The following is a 17,858-nucleotide window of genomic DNA, read 5'->3' on the forward strand; positions in this document are numbered from 1 at the left end:
GCTTCAGCCGATTTCCGCCCGGAGCAGGCGGGCGGCGCCGGCCATCGCGCGCATCTTCCCCTCGGCCGACGCGCGGGGCAGGTACTTCATCCCGCAGTCGGTGGCGATGACGATCCGCTCGGGCGGCACCCGCTCGAACGCCCGGCGCACCCTTCCCGCCACCACCTCGACCGGCTCCACGTCCGGAGTGGACAGGTCGATCACCCCGAGGATGACGGTCTTGTCCTTGAGGTCGGACAGCACGCCGAGGTCCAGCCCGGACTGGGCGGTCTCGATCGACACCTGGTCGACCGGGCAGCCGGCCAGCTCGGGCAGGAACGAGTAGCCCTCAGGCCGGTCGTGGATGATCGCGGCGTAGCCGAAGCAGATGTGCACCGCCGTCGTGCCGGTGACGCCGTCGAGGGCGGCGTTCAGCGCGGCCAGCCCGTAGGCACGCGCCTCCTCCGGCCTGGCCTGCATGTACGGCTCGTCGATCTGCACGATGTCGGCCCCCGCGGCGAACAGGTCGCGGATCTCGGCGTTGACCGCCGCCGCGTAGTCCATCGCGGCGGCCTCGGCGTCGGGGTAGTGGTCGTTCTGCGCCTGCCTGCTCATCGTGAACGGTCCCGGCACCGTCATCTTGACCGGCCGGTCGGTGTTGGCGCGCAGGAACCGCAGGTCGTCCACCTCCACCGGATGCCGCCGGCGGATGGGGCCGATGATGCGCGGGACGGGGTTGGGGTGGCCGCTGCGGTCCAGGGCCGTGCCCGGGTGGTCCACGTCGACGCCGTCCAGGGCGGTGGCGAAGTGGTTGGAGTAGCTCTCACGGCGGATCTCGCCGTCGGTCACGATGTCCAGCCCGGCCCGCTCCTGGGCTCTGATCGCCAGCTCGGTGGCGTCGTCCTGGGCCTGGGCGAGGTGCTCGGGCGGGATCCGCCACAGCTCCCTGGCCCGCACGCGCGGCGGGAACCGGCCGGCCAGCTTGGCCCGGTCGATCAGCCAGTCCGGCTGGGCGTAGCTGCCGACCAGTGACGTCGGCAGCGGCGGCAACGAGGGGCGCACGGGGCCCTCCTTCACGTCAGGTCACCAGCGGTCGAGGTGGAGCACCTCGTCGAGCGGCTGGCGCGACGCCCGCCTGAACGTCTCCCCGGTGTGGTAGGCGGTGGGGATGAGCACGCCCTGGCGTACGTCGTCCGGGATGCCGAGCAACTCGGCGATCTCAGTCTCGTACGCCAGGTGCAGGGTCGTCCAGGCCGTGCCGAGCCCGCGGGCGCGCGCGGCCAGCATGTAGCTCCACGCCGCCGGCAGCAGCGACCCCCACAGACCGGCCTGGTTGCCCTCGGGCAGCCCGCCCGGCAGCGTGATGCAGCCGAGCACCAGCACCGGCACCTCGCCCAGATGCTCGCCCAGGTACGCGGCGCTCTCGGACACCCGCTCCTGGGCCTCGGCCCGCACCCGGTCGTCCTGGAACATCGCCCGCGCCGAGGAGCCCGAGGCGTAGTACGTGTCCCAGGAGCGGCGGTAGTAGCCGCCGATCGCCGCGCGCAGCTCCGGATCGGTCACCACGATCCAGTGCCAGCCCTGCCGGTTTCCGCCGGTGGGCGCCTGCAGCGCGATCTCGAGGCATTCCCTGACCAGCTCCATCGGGACGGGACTGGCCAGGTCGAGGCGCTTGCGTACGCTGCGGGTGGTGGTGAGCAGTTCGTCGATCGTCATGAGCCCATCATGTCAACGGGTGATCCGCGGCGCGATCACGCGGCGCCGAGCCACAGGTCGGAGCCGAACACCTCGTAGTGGATGTCCCTCGGCGCGACCCCGGCCTTGATGAGCTCACCGCGGACGCCCCGCATGAACGGCACCGACCCGCACATGTAGACGACGGCGCCCTCGGGGATCTCGACGTCGTCCAGGTCCATCCAGCCGCTGCGCGCGTCGCCGCCCTCCTCGTACCAGAAGATCCGCTCCGCGCGGGGCAGGGCGTCGGTGAGGCGCTCCATCTCGTCGCGCAGCGCGTGGTCGGCGGCGGAGCGGTCGGCGTGCAGCACCAGGACGCGGCGGGTGTCGCCGGTGCCGGCCAGATGGTGCAGCATCGCGGCGATCGGGGTGTCCCCGATGCCCGCCGAGACCAGCACGAGCGGCGCGGTGCCGTCCTCCAGCGAGATGTCGCCGAACGGCGCGGATAGGGTCAGCTCGTCGCCCACCGCCGCCGTGGCGTGCAGCAGCGTGGACACCTCGCCCTGAGGCACGTCGCCGCCGCGCACCCGCTTGACGGTGATCCGGCGCAGCCCGTCCGCGCCGTCGCCGGACAGCGAGTACTGCCGGAGCTGGTGAACGCCGTCGGGCATGCGCACGCGCACGCTGACGTACTGGCCGGGCCGCGCGGGCGGCACCGGCTCGTCGCTGACCGGCCGCAGCACCAGTGACATCACGTCCGCCGTCTCCTCGCGCCGCTCGACCACCCGCCAGATCCGCCAGGTACGGCCGCCCCTGGCGCCGGCCTCGGTGTAGAGCCGGCCCTCGATGGCGATCAGCGCGCCGGCCATCAGCCAGTAGACCTCGTCCCAGGCCGCCGCGACCTCGGGCGTGACCGCGTCGCCCAGCACCTCGGCGATCGCGCCGAACAGGTATTTGTGCACGATGACGTACTGGTCGTCGGTCACGCCCACGGCGGTGTGCTTGTGCGCGATGCGCGACAGCAGCGCGTCGGGACGCTCGTCCGGGTTGGCGAGGAGCGCGCCGGCGAAGGCCGCGATGGAGCCGGCCAGCGCCCGGCGCTGCTCGCCGCTGAGCTGGTTGCCCCGGTTGAACAGCCCGTCGAGCAGCTCGGGACGCTCGGCGAACATGCGGCCGTAGAACCTGGCCGCGATCTCGTCGAGCCGCGCCCCGACCACCGGCAACGTGTCGCGGACGATCGCCGCGCTCTCCTTGGACAGCATCATGAACCTCCAGATGGGCAAAAATTTGCATCTGGGATTCATATTAAAGGACGGGAACGCCGGTCCCCTGCCTGGGGGGCGTCAGGGACAGCAGCAGCGGGCCGGTCGGGGCGTCCACCAGGGCGCCGACGGTGACCGTGTCGAGCGAGGCGTAGAAGGCCTCCTGGGCCTGGCGCAACGCGGAGCGCAGCCGGCAGGCGGCGCGCAGCGGGCACGGCGGGTCGTCCTCACACCCGACCACGTCACCGGCGGACTCGAGGCCGCGCACCAGAGCGCCGACCGTGGCGACGCGCCCGGCCTCGGTGAGCTGCATCCCACCACCCCGGCCGCGCCTGGCCTCCACCACGCCCATCTCGCTGAGCCTGGCGACGGCCTTGGCGGCGTGCGTGTAGGGGATGACGAGCGCTTCGGCCGCGGCGCGAGTGGTCAGCAGTTCGTCCGGCCGCGCCACGGCCAGGCGCATCACGATGCGCAGGGAGATGTCGGTGAAGGCGGTCAGGCGCATACCCCTACGGTAGGCGCTGCTCGCGACGGGTCAGCCGCGGCCGAGCACCGGCAGGGCCGGCAGCGCGCGCTCGTCGTAGCCGAACAGGGCCTGGTTCTCCCAGCCGTTGCCGGAGGACGGGTCGGCCGGGTCCCAGCCGTTGCCCTCGACGCCGGTCCAGGTGGCCTCCCAGGTGAACAGGCCGAGGCCGAGGCCGTCCGGCACCTGGCGGACGATGTCGGCGACCTTGGCCAGCATCGCGGCCTGCCCCTGCGGGGTCGCCTGGTAGCCGGGGTACGGCTCGGGCGACACGATGATGTTCTCCCAGCCGTCGTCGTCGGCCGTGGTGAACGGATACGCGGTCTCAACCACGACCACCGGCTTGCCGTACCTGGTGGCGACGTCGTTGATGTTGGCCTGGAACGCCTCCAGCGTGCCGTGCCAGAAGGAGTAGTACGACAGCCCGATCACGTCGTACCGGATCCCGTGGGCGGCGGCGTTGTCGAACCACCACCGGTACAACCCGTTGTCGCCCCCGTTCGCCAGGTGCAGGACGACCTTGGTCGAGCCCGACACCTTCTTGACCGCGTCGTATCCGGCGTTGAGCAGCCGGGCCGTGTTCGGCCAGGTGGAGTTGGAGCCGTCCGGCCACAGCAGGCCGCCGTTGATCTCGTTGCCGACCTGGACCATGTCGGCCGTGGTGCCCTGACGGCGCAGCGCGTCGAGCACCTCGTACGTGTGGTCGTACACGGCCTGCCTGAGCTGGTCGAACGGGAGCGCCTCCCACGCGGCGGGCTTGAACTGCTTGCCCGGGTCGGCCCACGTGTCGGAGTAGTGGAAGTCCACCAGCAGCTTCATGCCCTGGGCCTTGACCCGCCTGGCGAGGTCGAGGACCTGGGTCTTGGTGTTGTAGCCGTCGGCCGGGTTCACCCAGACCTTGAGCCTGATGTAGTTGAGCCCCGCCTGGGACAGGATGCGCAGCGCGTCGCCCCTGCGGCCGCGGGCGTCACGGTAGACACCGCCGTGGGCCTCGGACTTGGCGAGGCTCGAGACGTCCGCTCCCCTGATAGGGAGGCGGGCCCTGGCGTGCGCGGGTTGCGCGATGGCGAGCGCGGCGAGTAACAGCAGGGCGGTCAGGAGGCGTTTCATCGGGGCTCCTCAGGGTCGGGGGGTTTCCACGACGACCACGACCGCGCCGGGCGGGACGGTGACCGGCCCGTCGTGGCGTACGCCGTCGAACACGCTCGTGCCGGTCACCCCCTCGACCGTCACGGGGTCGTCGCCGTGGTTGATCAGGAAGGTGTGGGCGCCCCTGCGTACCAGCTCAAGGGCGTCGGACAGGCCGCGCGGGCGGGTCACGCCCGCGTGGTCGAGCACGCCGGCCAGCAGTTCGCGCAGGCCGGTGACGGGGGCGGTGGCCAGGTACCAGGCGGTCCCGGCGCCCAGGTCGTGGCGGGTGAAGGCGGGATGTCCCGCGTCGGGGCCCGCGGCGAAGTTCCGCACCGGCACCGCGCCCGCCGGGCGGACCCGCTCGGACCAGATCCGAGCGGTGTCGGCGCCGGTGCCGCCGCCGGTCAGCGCGACGGTCTCGTGCTCCCGCAGCGGGTGGAACTCCTCGATCGACAGGCCGAGGAGCTCGCGCAGCGCGCCGGGGTGGGCGCCCGGATGCACGGTGTCGTGCTCGTCGACGATCCCGGAGAAGTACGACACCAGCAGGTTCCCGCCGGCCTCGACATATCGGTGCAGGTTCTTGGCGGACGCCTCGGCCAGCAGGTACGAACTGGGCGCCACCACCACCCGATACCCCGAAAAATCAGCGGAGGGATGGACGAAGTCCACCGTGATGTGCTCCCGCCACAACGCCTCGTAGAAGGCGTCCACCCGCTCCCTGAAGGTCAGATCCACCGACGGCCGCCAGTCGAGCTCCAGCGCCCAGTACGACTCCCAGTCCCAGACGATCGCCACCTCGGCCCGCACCCTGCTCCCCCGCACCTCGGCGAGGCCGCGCAGGTCGGCGCCCAGACGCACCACCTCGCGCCACTGCTCGGAGTCGGTCCCGGCGTGCGGGACCAGCCCCGAGTGGAACTTCTCCGCCCCGAACCGGGAGGCCCTGAACTGGAAGAACAGCACGCTGTCCGAGCCGCGGGCCACGTGCGCGAGGCTGTTGCGGCGCATCTCGCCGGGCCGCTTGGCGAGGTTGCGCGGCTGCCAGTTCACCGCCCCGGCCGAGTGCTCCATCAGCATCCAGGGCGCGCCGCCCGCCACCGAGCGGGCGAGGTCGGCGGACATGGCCAGGTCGATGTGGTTGTCCGGGCGCTCCGCCTTCAGGTAGTGGTCGTTGGCGACCACGTCCAGCTCGCGAGCCCACCGCCACAGGTCGGCGGACTTGCAGTTGACGGTGCCGGCGAAGTTCGTGGTCACCGGGATGCCGGGGGTGAGCTCGCGCAGAATGTCGCGCTGGAGCGCGTAGTGGGCGCGGTGCTCGCCGTCGCTGAAGCGGGCGTAGTCGAGCCGCTGGGCGGGGTTGACGACCGTGTTGTTGAGCCGGGGGGCGTCGATCTCCGGCCAGTCGCCGTAGGTCTGGCCCCAGAACGTGGCGCCCCAGGCGTCGTTCAATGCTGAAATATCGCAATATTTCAGTTGAAGCCATTCGCGCCAGGCGGCCACGCTGTGCTCGCAGTAGCACTCGCCGAGCGGCGCGCCGTACTCGTTGTGCACGTGCCACATGACCACGGCGGGATGGTCTCGGTAGTGCTCGCCGAGCGCCCGCACCAGCCGCGCGGTCGCCTCCAGGAAGGCCGGGGCGCTGGAACAGGCGCTCTGCCGGCCGCCGAAGCCGATCCGCGTCCCCTCCCTGGTCACCGGCAGCACGTCGGGGTGCCGGGCGACGAGCCAGGCGGGCGGCGCGGCGGTCGGGGTCGCGAGGTTCACCGCGACGCCCGCCTCGTGCAGCCGGTCCACGATCTCGTCCAGCCAGCCGAACTCGTAGCGCCCCTCCGAGGGCTCCATCAGCGCCCACGCGAACATGCCCAGGCTGACCAGGTTGACCCCGGCCTCGCGCATCAGGGCCACGTCCTCCTCCAGGACCTCGCGCGGCCACTGCTCTGGGTTGTAGTCCCCGCCAAAGGCGATACCGGCAGGACGCTCCGGATACATCCATCCCCCTCGAATGTTGTGTGAACGTGCACAGTAATCCTCACCCGTCATATGGGGAACGGCTATCCCTAAATATCGCCCTAATCCAGGAGGTTAACGAGAACGTAACGACCCCTTGACGGTCGTTTCTGGGCTGCTCCACTCTGTGCACGTTCACAGAACCTTCTGGAGGTACGCATGCGCGCCAACCGCCTTGGAGCAGCCCTGGCCGTCGCACTCACGGCCACCCTCACGAGCTGCGGATCCGGCGAGCCCGCCGAGAGCCCCGAGGCGGCGCGGACCTCGGCCGCCGCCCAGGGCCCTGTCAAGCTCACGTACTGGACCTGGGCCCCGAACATGGACAAGATCGTCACGGTGTGGAACCAGGCGCACCCCGACATCCAGGTCACGGTCAGCAAGCAGGCGGGCGGCGACGACGCGGCGGCCAAGTTCCTCACGGCGGCCAAGGCGGGCAACCCGCCCGAGCTGGTGCAGGCGGAATACCAGCACCTCCCGTCGTTCATCGCCGCTGACGCGGTGGCCGACCTCAAGGCCGAGACCGCCGCGATCCAGAGCCAGTTCAGCGAGGGCCTGTGGGGCCTGGTCACGCTCGGCACCGAAGGCGTGTACGGAATCCCGCAGGACAGCGGCCCCATGATGCTCTTCTACCGCAAAGACCTGTTCCACGAGTACGGCATCGCGGTCCCCAAGACCTGGCAGGAGTACGGCGAGGCGGCCCGCACGGTGCGCGAGAAGGACCCGCAGGCGTACCTCGGCACCTTCTCCAGCAAGGATCCGGGAGCGTTCACCGGCCTGGCCCAGCAGGCGGGGGCGCAGTGGTGGTCGATCAGCGGCGAGTCGTGGAAGGTCAACGTCGCCGACGAGCCCACCAGGAAGGTGGCCGACTACTGGGGCGCCCTGGTCAAGGAGGGGGTCATCGACGATATGCCGTACTTCACCCCGGAATGGAACAAGGCGCTCAACGACGGCAAGCTCCTGACCTGGCCGTCGGCGGTGTGGGCGCCGGGCGTGCTGTCGAGCAACGCGCCCAAGGCCAAGGGCAAGTGGGCCGTCGCGCCTCTCCCGCAGTGGAACGCGGGAGAGAACTACAGCGGCTTCTGGGGCGGCTCGTCCACCGCCGTGTCCGCCAAGACGCCGCACAAGGCCGCCGCCGCGCGGTTCGCCACCTGGCTCAACACCGACCCGGCGGCCCTCGATCTGCTGGTCAAGGAGGCCGCGATCTACCCGGCCACGACCAAGGCGCAGTCGGCGCTGAGCACCGCCCCCGGCTACTTCGCCGGCCAGCCCGACTTCTGGCAGCAGGCCGCGGCCGTGTCCGCCGGGGCGCGCGGCTTCACCTTCGGCCCGAACGTCGGCGTGACCTACAACGCCTTCAAGGACGGCTTCGACAAGGCGCTGCGGGACGGGTCCTCGTTCGCCGGCGCCGTACAGGCCATGCAGGACGCCACGCTCGCCGACATGCGCAAGTCCGGCTTCCAGATCGCCTCGTGAAGCGCTCGGAGAGCAGGGCGTGGCCGTACCTGTTGCTGACGCCCGCGATCGTGCTGTTCACGCTGTTCCTCGCGGTGCCCATCGGCTACACCGTCTACCTGGCGATGCGCCGTACCCGGGTCTCGGGGCTCGGGCTCGGCAGGGGCGCGCGCAGGGAGGTGTTCGTCGGGTTCGACAACCTCTCGGCCGCACTGTCCGACGGCGAGTTGTGGGCCGGGTGGCTGCGGGTGCTCGGGTACGGCGCGCTGGTGCTGGTCGTGATGCTCGGCCTGGCGCTGCTGTTCGCGCTGCTGCTGGACACGGCCCGGGTGCGGCTCGCCCGGTTCTCCCGGATCGCGATCTTCCTGCCGTACGCGGTGCCGAGTGTGGCGGCCACCCTCCTGTGGGGCTTCCTCTACCTGCCCTCGCTCAGCCCGATCAGCGGCGTCGAGTTCCTGGGCGCCACGACCGTCGTGTTCTCCATGGCGAACGTGGCGGTGTGGGGCGGGACCGGCTTCAACATGCTCGTCCTCTACACCACGCTCCGCGCGATCCCCCGCGACCTGTACGAGGCCGCACGCCTCGACGGCGCCTCCGAACCGCAGATCGCCCTCCGGATCAAGATCCCGATCCTGACCCCGGCGATCATCCTCACCACGGTCTTCTCGATCATCGCGACGGTCCAGGTGTTCACCGAGCCCACCACGCTGCGGCCGCTGACCAACACGATCAGCTCCACGTGGAGCCCGCTGATGAAGGTCTACCGCGACGCCTTCGTCACCGGCGACCTGTACTCGGCCGCCGCCACCTCCATCGTCATCGCGGCGATCTCGCTCGTCCTGTCGTTCGGGTTCCTGCGCGTGGTCCGCGACCGCGCCTTCGGGGAGGGCTGATGGCCGGGGTCCCACACGTGCGTCGTCCGCTCGGCGTCACACCGACGGCGCTACTGCTGCTGGGCGCGATCTACTGCCTGTTCCCCGTGTGCTGGGTGCTGATCGCCGCCACCAAGTCGCCCGGGGAACTGTTCAGCACCTCGACGCTGTCGTTCGGCACCGGCTTCTTCGACAACGTCCGTGAGCTGTTCGCCTACCGCGACGGGGTCTTCTGGCTGTGGGGCGCCAACACCCTGCTGTACGCCGGCGGCGGCGCGCTGCTGTCCACCGCCGTCTCGGCCATCTCGGGGTACGCGCTGGCGAAGTTCCGCTTCCCCGGCCGCAACCTGATCTTCAACCTGCTCATCGGCGGCATCCTCGTGCCGGCCGTGGTGCTGGCCATCCCGCAGTATCTGCTGTTCTCCAAGATCGGCCTGGCCGACAGCCACTGGGCGGTGCTGCTGCCGCAGATCCTGCACCCGTACAGCATCTACCTGGCCCGCATCTACGCCACCGCGGCCATCCCCGACTCCCTGCTGGAGGCGGGGCGGATCGACGGGGCCGGAGAGTGGCGCCTGATGTCGCGGGTGGCGATGCCGCTGATGGTGCCGGGCATGGTCACCATCTTCCTGTTCCAGTTCGTGGCCATCTGGAACAACTTCCTGCTGCCGTTCATCATGCTCGGCGACGACGGCAAGTTTCCGCTCACGGTCGGCCTCTACACGCTGCTGGCCGCCGGCGCGAACCAGCCGGCCCTCTACAACCTCATCCTCACGGGAGCGTTCCTCTCCATCGTGCCCTTGATCGCGCTCTTCCTCACCATGCAGCGATACTGGAGGACCGACCTGTCCTCCGGAGCCATCAAATGAAGCGCCCTACGATCCACGACGTCGCCGCCGCCGCGGGAGTCTCCCGCGGCACGGTGTCCCGCCTGCTCAACGGGGACAAGTACGTCAGCCCGAAGGCGCGCGTGGCCATCGAGCGGGCCATCTCGGAAACCGGCTACGTGGTCAACCGCGCCGCCCGCAGCCTGGTCACTCAGCGCACCGGGTCGATCGTGATGGTGCTGTCCGAGCCGCACGAGAAGTTGTTCGAGGACCCCAACTACAGCACGCTCATCCGGGTCGCGATCCGGCTGCTGGCCGAGCGCGACCTGTCGCTGGTGATGATGCTGGCGGGCGACGCGGGCGACCGCGAGCGGGTGGTCCGCTACGTCCGCGGCGGCCACGCGGACGGCGCGCTGCTGGTCTCGACCCACGCGGGTGATCCCTTGGTGGACGCCCTGGCCGCCGGGCCGCCCGCCGTCTCCTGCGGCGCCGTCATCGGCCACGAGAACGTCATCCCGTACGCCGCCGCCGACGAGCGGCTCGGCGCCCGGCAGATGACCGAGTATTTCGTCGGCCAGGGCCGCAGGCGGATCGCCATGATCACCGGGCCGATGGACACGCCCGGCGGCATCCAGCGGCTGGAGGGGTTCGCCGAGGTGCTCGGGCGCAAGGCCACCAAGAAGCTGATCGCGCACGGGGACTGGACGCGGGCCAGCGGCGAGCGGGCGATGACGGAGCTGCTGGCGCGGACGCCCGACATCGACGCCGTCTTCGTCGCCTCGGACCTGATGGCGGCGGGGGCGCTGGCCGCGCTGCGGGCGGCGGGGCGAAGCGTGCCCGGCGACGTGGCGGTGGGCGGATTCGACGACTCCTCGGTGGCCCTCTCGACGCACCCGCCGCTGACCACGATCCGGCAGCCGCTGGCCGAGATGGCGCAGGAGACCGTACGCCTGCTGCTGGCCCTCATCGACGGGGTGGGGCAGGTCGAGCCGGTGATACTGCCGACCGAGCTGGTGATCCGTGACTCCACCTGACAACCCGGGAAAGCGGTTACCCACATTTCCCGAAATTTCCTCGTTTCCGCAGTACGCTCAGGCGAGCCGGCTTACCCGGCGGACTCATCGGCCCGGCTTGTTCGGCCGACGCACCCCAAGGAGCCGACCGTGGCCGACAGCGGGCAGGAGCGCGCACCACAGGGCATCGACACCACGAAGCCGAACGTCGCGCGCGTCTATGACTTCATGCTCGGCGGCAAGGACAACTACGAGGCCGATCGGCGCCTGGCCCACCTGGCACTGGAGATCGCGCCCGACGCCCCGGAGGCGGGCAGAGCGAACCGGGAGTTCCTCGGCCGCGTGGTCCGCCACCTCGCCGCCGAAGCCGGGATCCGCCAGTTCATCGACATCGGCTCGGGCCTGCCGACCCAGGGCAACGTGCACGAGATCGCCCAGTCCGTCGCCCCGGACGCGCGCGTCGTCTACGTCGACCACGACCCGATCGTGCTGGTCCACGGCCGCGCGATGCTCGCCGTGGACGATCGTACGACGGTCGTCGAGGCCGACCTCAGGCGCCCCGACGAGATCCTCGACGATCCGGAGACGAGGCGGCTCATCGACTTCCGCGAGCCGGTTGGGCTGCTGATGTTCGCGATCCTGCACCACCTGACCGACTTCGAGGACCCGGCCGGTGTCACCGCCCGGCTCGTGGCGCGCCTCGCTCCGGGAAGCCACCTCGCGGTCTCCCACTTCCACAATCCGGGGGCGGCTCATCCGGAGGTGTCGAAGCAGGCGTACACGGCCGAGGCCATCTTCAACCAGCACCTCGGCACGGGCCGGTGGCGCACCCGCGACCAGATCCTCACCTACTTCGACGGCCTCGAACTCCTCGAACCCGGCCTGGTCCCGCTCCCCGAATGGCGACCGGAGGACGCCGACCGCGCCGAGCCCGGCATCACGTACCACACCTTCGTCGGCGCCGTAGCCCGCAAACCCTGACCCCCTCCCAGCCGAGCCGTACGGCGGGAACGACGTCGAGCACGTCGCCATCTCCAACAGCTCGGTTCCCACCCATGCGTGGAACGCCTTCGATACAAGGCGGCATCCTCGGACCGGCCCAATGACAACGTCCCAGGACAAGCCGGGCGACGTACCCGGGAAAGCCGTTCCCGGTTCCGCTCTTTATCCGTGATCAAGCGATTACAGATGGCATACTCGCCGGGTGCCATCCTGTGTCCCCCGCGAGGATGCCCGTTATCTCGGCAGCCCCCGGCCAACGCTGGCCCTCTACTCGCGCCAGCCCATCCTCCAGCTTCCCCGCTTCCGGTTCGTCTCGGGCAGGCCATCGGTCTGCACCGGCTGGGAGTTCGTACCAGGGGTGACGTTCACGATCCTCAAGAGCCCGGGAAAGTTCTCGCTCCTGGTCGAAGGGATCACCCACCCCGACGAGACCGACGAGCGTTTCGCCTGGTTGAACGCGGTGGACCGAGCAGGCGGCGCGGTCGTACTGGCCGTCAACACGCTCGGCCTGACCTGCGACTGGGAATCCCTGACGAGCAGCCCCGACGTAAGAGGCGGCTTCATCCCCATCATCCGGCGTTCCGGCTGAATGAGCATCGGCTCGGAGGAGCAGACGCTCACTCCGGCCCTGTTCCTTGATGGCTGTTCGTCAATGGCTGCGAACCCGTCCGATGGGGCGCGCGCCTCGGCTCACAGCGTGGCGAGGAAGTCCCGTACTGCGGCGGCGAAAGCTTCGGGGTCGTCGTCGTGCGCCCAGTGCCCGCACCCCGGCAGCTCGCGCAGCACGGTGCCGGGACGGCGCTGGGCCATCTCCCTGGCCATCGCGGTGGGCAACACAAAACTGTCCAGCCCGTGCACGAGCAGGGCCGGGCATTCGGAGCCGAGCCAGCCGGACCACCAGTCGCCGACCAGCGCACGCTGCGAGGCCATCATGTCGTCGTAGTCGAACAGCAGCCCCCAGCCGTCGGGACGTTCGACCGCGCTCTCCAGGAAGTAGGAGGCATCGGGAATGCCCCGGGCCTCGATACCGCGACGCAGCTCATGCAGCGTGGCGGCACGGCGAGGCCACCCGGTGACGTCAAGGACAGGATGGGGTATCTCGGGCTGCCGGTTGAACGCGCCGCCCTCCTCCACGACCAGTGCCCGTACGAGCTCGGGATGCTGGGCAGCCAACTGGAACGCGATCACCCCGCCCATCGAATGCCCGAGCACGACCACCGGTCCGACACCGAGCCCGCGTACGAACTCGGCGGCGTCGGCGACGTACGCGTCCGGGGTGAAGTCACCGTCCCCCCGATCACTGTGCCCGTGCCCGCGCTGCTCCAGCCCGATCACCCGGTAGCCGGGCGCCAGCGCGCCCGCCAACGACGCGAACCCCCGCGCCCGCCCGAAGTGCCCATGCAACGCCACCACCGGCGTCCCGTCTTCCCCGTCACCTGGCGGGCGGAAATCCACCCAAGCCAGCCTCAGCCCACGCACAGTCGTGAAGCTCTCAACTCCGATCACGGATTCGGACATGCGGCACCCCCAAGGCCAGAAAAGGAGGCGCAAGCTTAACGACCATCCTCCGAGTTCCACAAACCGGCCGTCATGTACCCGGGCGTCACGCACGCGGCAGCCACCATGACGAGACCAGCCCTCACACCCGCCCTACTCGGGAAGAGCGGATCCCAGCATCGCCGCCCTCGCCGCGTTGACGGTGACGGCGTCCCCCGCGGCCAGCACACCAGACCGGCGATCAGCGACGGTATCGCGACCCGGACTGATCGACTCGCCGCGACGGCGAGCACGGAGTCCGGCAGACAGGCGTACATCGACCGCGTCAAGCACTACTACCAGGCTCAAGACGCCGTCCTAGAAGGCGATGCCACCACCATATGGGACGCCCCCGGCACAACACCCGATGCTCTCAACACTGCCAAGCTGTCTCTCTTGAACACCAGCTTGGTCCAGGAACGGGAGGCAATGGAAAGCAGCGGTGTCACGCGGACGAGTTCGACGGTCGAGCTGTCCAACCCTGTTGCGCAGGTCACCCCGGACGGGGCCGTCCGCGTCACCGCAGAAATAAGGCGCGGGGCGAGCGAATGGACTGACGGCTCGGCCGTGTCTGAGGCCGACCGTTGTGTCAATGTGTCGGCCCCTACACCGCGCCTGTGTAGAGCCAGCGGCCGTCGACGCGGACGAAGCGGCTGTGTTCTTCCATCTCCCCCGGCCGGCCACGGTCGAGGTAGTGGGCCCGGAAGCGGACCGTGCCCTCGGTGTGGACGACGCTGCCGCCGGTCGCCTCCAGGATCTCAAGACGCACCCATCGGACCCGTTTGTCGAGGTCGAGACGGGCGGGGCGGGAGGACGGGTGCCAGGTTCGGAGCAGGTAGGCCGCGTCCCCCATCCCGAACGCGCTGAACCTGGACCGCATGAGCTGCTCGGCGGTCGCGGCCGCCGCCTCGCCGCGATGGAGCTTGCCGCAGCAGTCCTGGTAGGAGGCGGGCAGGCCGCAAAGGCACGAACGAGGCATGCGTTCTATTGTGCCGGAGCCGGGCGGCGGGATGGGTCGGTGCGCCGGGACCGCTCAGCGGCGCGGCGGCACCATTTCACGTGACGGCAGGCTGGTCAGCCCATGCTCTTGGCACCGTCCAAGGACTCGCGGATGATGTCGGCGTGGCCGGCGTGCTGGGAGGTCTCGGCGATGATGTGCATCAGCACCCGGCGGGCCGACCATCGCGCGCCGGCCTCGAACCATGGGGCCTTCGGCAGTGGCTGGGTGGCGTCCAGGTCGGGAATGGTGGCGACCAGCTCATCGGTACGGCGGGCCACCTCGGCGTAGTCGGCCAGCACACCGGCGAGCGTCTCACCGGGCAGCAGCCGGAAGTTGTCGGCCCAGTCGGCCATGTCAGCCTCAGTCATGGTGTCGACGTCGCCCATCGCCGACGGGCCGTCCAGGATGAAGCTCACCCAGTTCCGCTCAACCGCGGTGACGTGCTTGATCAGGCCGCCAAGACACAGCTGGCTGACGGTGGTCCGCTGCCCGGCCTGCTCGTCGGTGATCTCTCGGGTGGTGAGGCGCAGGAAGTGCCGGGAGTTGGTCAGCAGCGCCAGCAGGTCGGCGCGCTCACCGGTGGCGGCCGGTACGTCGGTGGTCACCTGGGTGACGGTCATGGTCTATGCCCTCCGTTGTTCTGTTCCGTCGGTCAGGGACCACGCTAGGAGGCATTGCGGTCAGTTTCGTTCCTGAATTGACGGCGGCATAGTTGACCTTGCGAACACCAGCACCCGGATGTTGCGGCTGTCCCTGCTCACCGGCAACGGCCGAGCGGCTGCGGGGTCTCGGCCCGGCCCCCCGCAGGCCGGATCCCCGCCCAAAGATCAGAACTCATGGGCTCCGAGCCGGGTGACCAGGTTGGACAGGGTGGCGCCGAGTGGGGCGTCCAGGGTGAGCGTGGCCTCGGTGTCGCCGCCGGTCGGGCCCTGGTTGACGATGGCGATCGGGATCCCGAGGGCGGCCGCCTTGGCCACGAACCGCAGCCCCGACCTGACCTTCAGCGACGACCCGAGCACCAGCAGCGCCTGCGCCCCCGCCACCACGGCGAAGCACTCGTCGACGCGCGGGCGCGGCACGTTCTCGCCGAAGAAGATCACGTCCGGCTTGAGCTGGCCGCCGCAGCCGGTGCAGTCCACCACCTGGAAGCCCGCGACCTGCTCGTCGGTCAGCACGGCGTCGCCGTCGGGGTTGATCAGCCCGGCGGCCTCCCAGTCCGGGTTCGCGGCGTGCAGGCGACGTTCCAGCTCAGTGCGCGGGGTACGCTCCCGGCACGACAAACAGACGACCCGGTCGAGGCCGCCGTGCAACTCGATCACCCGCCGCGCCCCGGCCGCCTGGTGCAGACCGTCGACGTTCTGGGTGACGATGCCTGCCACCAGCCCGCGCCGCTCCAGCGCGGCCACGGCCCGGTGTCCGGCGTTGGGCCGGGCCAGGCCGATCTGCCGCCACCCGACGTGGCTGCGCGCCCAGTAACGCCGCCGCGCCTCCGCACTGCCCACGAACTTCTGGTACGTCATCGGCTCCGCACGCCGCGCCCGCCCGGTGGGTCCCCGGTAGTCGGGAATGCCGGACTCCGTGGAAAGCCCGGCCCCACTGAGCACCGCCACGCCACCCCGCCCGACCAGCTCAGCCAACCACCGCACCGCCAACTCGGTCGCCTCCATCGCCTCGGCCGGCTCGGCGGTCGCCTCGGCCAGCTCAGTCGGCTCAATCAGCTCGGTCAGCTCGGTCAGCTCGGAAGGCTCAAGCTTGCTCAGCCCAACCGGCTCGCTCAGCCCAGAAGGCTCAAGCAGCTCAATCGGTTCCGGTCCCGGAGACTCGGTCATGCTTTGTGTCACATCCTCCATGGTGCCCGACTCCGTCGCCGACCCGTTTCCCGCCTCAGTCACCCCCTCGTTCCTCGGCCTCCGCGATCAGCTCCGCGCTCAACAACCGCCGCATCTCCGCACAACCCTCCAGCAACTCGGGGAGCGTCCCCCGCCCGGCGACCCGGCCCCGGTCGAGAACGATGACCTGGTCGGCGCGTTCGAGCGCGGCCTGCCCGTGCGACACCACCAGCACCGTCTCAGGCCCCCGCCCGGCGATCCTGTCCCACAGCACCCGCTCGGTCTCCACGTCGAGCGCCGACGACAGATCGTCCACGACCAGCAGCTCCGGCGAGCGCACCAGGGCACGGGCGTCGTCCCCTTGTCCAGCGGAAGCACGCCGAGCAGGGCGCTCTCACCGGCCGCCCGGACTCACCCGCCGCTTCCCAGCACTCCGGCTCGCGCCAGTTCCTCGGTCAGCCGGCGCCGCGCGGACTCGGCCAGGTCGTCGAGGGCGCGCGGGTCGGCGGCCAGCCGGGTGACAGGCTCGACCAGGCCCTGATCCAGCCGGTACGACCGCCCCGACCGCAGGCTGACCGCGAACGTCCCCGTCCCGGCGACCGACACCACCTCGGCGCACGGATCCCACGCGTCCGCGTCAACGGCCGTGTCCCCGGCGACCGAGCAGGCGGCGAACCGGCCGGGCAGCAGTCCTGGCAGCCGATCCAGCCATCGACTGATCATGGCCGTCACCTCGTACGGGCGCATGGTGTCCGGCGCGTCGAACTCCAGCCACCTGGCCAGGTCGTGCCCCGCGGCCGGCGGGAAGCGCACGCTCTGCCCTGCCCACTCCGCGCGGATCCCCATCCGGTACGCCCGCAGCCCCGCCACCCGGACCCCGCCGGGGCCGTCCGCCAGCAACTCCAGCGACTCGCCCACGACGTCCGCCGGCATCCCAGGCGCGCCCACGACCAGCTCGCAGCGCACCGGCACGCCGGACGGGAGCGCGGCCAGCAGGCGGCGCAGGTTGACGGTCATGCCGTTCATGCCGGTCACGGCGGCCAGGAAGTCGATCCTGGTCACCTTGATCGTCAGCCCCTGGCAGCGGCCCAGCGCCTCGTCGGGGAAGGCGGCCGCTCGCGCGGCGTCCAGCCAGCCCGCCCACGGCCCGCGCTCGGGCGGCGGACGCGTCCCCGTCACCCACAGGACCAGCGGGCCGGGACCACCTGACTCGGAGCCGGTGCACCACAAGGGCCTGATCTCCTGGTCCGGTGACCAGGCCAGGCACCGGACCCCGGCCAGCTCGGGAACGCGCCGCAACGCCGCGTCGTGCTCGGCCACGAACCGCCCGCACAACGTCACCCGCTCCGCCCCCAACGCGTCCACCAGCGCGAACGCGGCCGGAAGCTGGGAGCCGGCATCCACCACCACGTGGGCCTGCCGCCCTCCGGCCACCTCTCTGGCCAGCTCGATCTCTGGGCGGAACAGCTCGCACCGCCGCGCCGCGTCCAGCACGTCGCTGCTGCTCTGCGGGCTCCCGCCGGCCAGCTCCAATCCGTCGACGCCGAGCCGGACGGCGGGGTCGCCGGCCAGCCGCAAGGCCGTGCCCACCGCTCTGAGGTGCGCGTCGTCGAACGCCTTGCGCTCCAGAACGGCCGCCGCCGCCCTCCCGAACAGCCCGCCGAGGTCGCCGCCGGCCGGCCGTTCAAGGCGGGCGGCGTCGGCGGGGGGTTCCGCGGCGGCCCTCAGACGAGCGGGTTCGGCCGCGGCCCGCA

Annotated in this window: 18 protein-coding genes; 6 read left to right on the forward strand and 12 right to left on the reverse strand. The window is 70.7% G+C overall.

The window, feature by feature from the left end:
• Window positions 1-3: 3 nt before the first annotated feature.
• From ITP53_RS27575 to ITP53_RS27600, 6 genes are read right to left on the reverse strand one after another with little or no spacing between them, the layout of a single operon-like run.
• Window positions 4-1,041 (reverse strand): uroporphyrinogen decarboxylase family protein, encoded by a 1,038-nt coding sequence (locus ITP53_RS27575; RefSeq protein ID WP_195898363.1) that lies wholly within the window; start codon window positions 1,039-1,041, stop codon window positions 4-6.
• Between the two features lie 21 nt (window positions 1,042-1,062).
• On the reverse strand, window positions 1,063-1,695 hold the full coding sequence (locus ITP53_RS27580) for a nitroreductase family protein (protein ID WP_195898364.1): 633 nt from the start codon (window positions 1,693-1,695) through the stop codon (window positions 1,063-1,065).
• A gap of 35 nt (window positions 1,696-1,730) precedes the next feature.
• Window positions 1,731-2,915 (reverse strand): globin domain-containing protein, encoded by a 1,185-nt coding sequence (locus tag ITP53_RS27585; protein WP_195898381.1) that lies wholly within the window; start codon window positions 2,913-2,915, stop codon window positions 1,731-1,733.
• Window positions 2,916-2,958: 43 nt separating this feature from the next.
• The gene (locus ITP53_RS27590; RefSeq protein WP_195898365.1) at window positions 2,959-3,420 is read right to left on the reverse strand and encodes an RrF2 family transcriptional regulator; all 462 of its coding nucleotides are present in this window, start codon (window positions 3,418-3,420) and stop codon (window positions 2,959-2,961) included.
• Window positions 3,421-3,450: 30 nt separating this feature from the next.
• Window positions 3,451-4,548: a glycoside hydrolase family 53 protein gene (locus tag ITP53_RS27595; RefSeq protein ID WP_195898366.1), complete on the reverse strand. Its 1,098-nt coding sequence runs from the start codon at window positions 4,546-4,548 to the stop codon at window positions 3,451-3,453.
• Between the two features lie 9 nt (window positions 4,549-4,557).
• Window positions 4,558-6,555: a beta-galactosidase gene (locus tag ITP53_RS27600; protein WP_195898367.1), complete on the reverse strand. Its 1,998-nt coding sequence runs from the start codon at window positions 6,553-6,555 to the stop codon at window positions 4,558-4,560.
• A gap of 177 nt (window positions 6,556-6,732) precedes the next feature.
• Here ITP53_RS27600 and ITP53_RS27605 point away from each other — a divergent pair, with 177 nt between their 5' ends.
• From ITP53_RS27605 to ITP53_RS27630, 6 genes are all read left to right on the forward strand, one after another.
• Window positions 6,733-8,046, forward strand: coding sequence for an ABC transporter substrate-binding protein (locus ITP53_RS27605; RefSeq protein WP_195898368.1), 1,314 nt, complete (start codon window positions 6,733-6,735; stop codon window positions 8,044-8,046).
• The gene (locus tag ITP53_RS27610) at window positions 8,043-8,918 is read left to right on the forward strand and encodes a carbohydrate ABC transporter permease (protein WP_195898369.1); all 876 of its coding nucleotides are present in this window, start codon (window positions 8,043-8,045) and stop codon (window positions 8,916-8,918) included. Before ITP53_RS27605 ends, ITP53_RS27610 begins: the two co-directional genes overlap by 4 nt.
• Window positions 8,918-9,766: a carbohydrate ABC transporter permease gene (locus ITP53_RS27615; protein ID WP_195898370.1), complete on the forward strand. Its 849-nt coding sequence runs from the start codon at window positions 8,918-8,920 to the stop codon at window positions 9,764-9,766. The genes ITP53_RS27610 and ITP53_RS27615 overlap by 1 nt, the downstream gene beginning before the upstream one ends.
• Entirely contained in the window at window positions 9,763-10,758 is a 996-nt protein-coding gene (locus ITP53_RS27620) for a LacI family DNA-binding transcriptional regulator (RefSeq protein ID WP_195898371.1), read from the forward strand. The genes ITP53_RS27615 and ITP53_RS27620 overlap by 4 nt, the downstream gene beginning before the upstream one ends.
• Before the next feature lie 129 nt (window positions 10,759-10,887).
• Entirely contained in the window at window positions 10,888-11,718 is an 831-nt protein-coding gene (locus tag ITP53_RS27625; protein WP_195898372.1) for an SAM-dependent methyltransferase, read from the forward strand.
• Between the two features lie 223 nt (window positions 11,719-11,941).
• Complete coding sequence (locus ITP53_RS27630; protein ID WP_195898373.1) at window positions 11,942-12,328, forward strand: hypothetical protein; 387 nt, start codon at window positions 11,942-11,944, stop codon at window positions 12,326-12,328.
• Between the two features lie 101 nt (window positions 12,329-12,429).
• Here the strand turns inward: ITP53_RS27630 and ITP53_RS27635 are convergent, their stop codons facing one another.
• The 6 genes from ITP53_RS27635 to ITP53_RS27660 form a co-directional block, all read right to left on the reverse strand.
• Window positions 12,430-13,194, reverse strand: a complete 765-nt coding sequence (locus ITP53_RS27635) for an alpha/beta fold hydrolase (protein WP_328815943.1) — start codon at window positions 13,192-13,194, stop codon at window positions 12,430-12,432.
• A gap of 685 nt (window positions 13,195-13,879) precedes the next feature.
• On the reverse strand, window positions 13,880-14,254 hold the full coding sequence (locus tag ITP53_RS27640) for a YchJ family protein (RefSeq protein ID WP_195898375.1): 375 nt from the start codon (window positions 14,252-14,254) through the stop codon (window positions 13,880-13,882).
• A 95-nt stretch (window positions 14,255-14,349) separates the two neighbouring features.
• Window positions 14,350-14,895 carry a DinB family protein gene (locus ITP53_RS27645; RefSeq protein WP_195898376.1) on the reverse strand — a complete coding sequence of 182 codons (546 nt, stop codon included), beginning with the start codon at window positions 14,893-14,895 and terminating at the stop codon, window positions 14,350-14,352.
• 207 nt (window positions 14,896-15,102) lie between these two features.
• Window positions 15,103-15,942: an NAD-dependent protein deacetylase gene (locus ITP53_RS27650; protein ID WP_195898382.1), complete on the reverse strand. Its 840-nt coding sequence runs from the start codon at window positions 15,940-15,942 to the stop codon at window positions 15,103-15,105.
• 217 nt (window positions 15,943-16,159) lie between these two features.
• Window positions 16,160-16,444, reverse strand: coding sequence for an ABC transporter ATP-binding protein (locus ITP53_RS27655; protein ID WP_207756491.1), 285 nt, complete (start codon window positions 16,442-16,444; stop codon window positions 16,160-16,162).
• A 71-nt stretch (window positions 16,445-16,515) separates the two neighbouring features.
• Window positions 16,516-17,858: hypothetical protein (locus tag ITP53_RS27660; protein WP_195898377.1), on the reverse strand; the 1,343-nt coding region annotated here is incomplete at its 5' end.

The sequence above is a fragment of the Nonomuraea cypriaca genome, assembly GCF_015645445.1.
Lineage (GTDB): Bacteria > Actinomycetota > Actinomycetes > Streptosporangiales > Streptosporangiaceae > Nonomuraea > Nonomuraea cypriaca.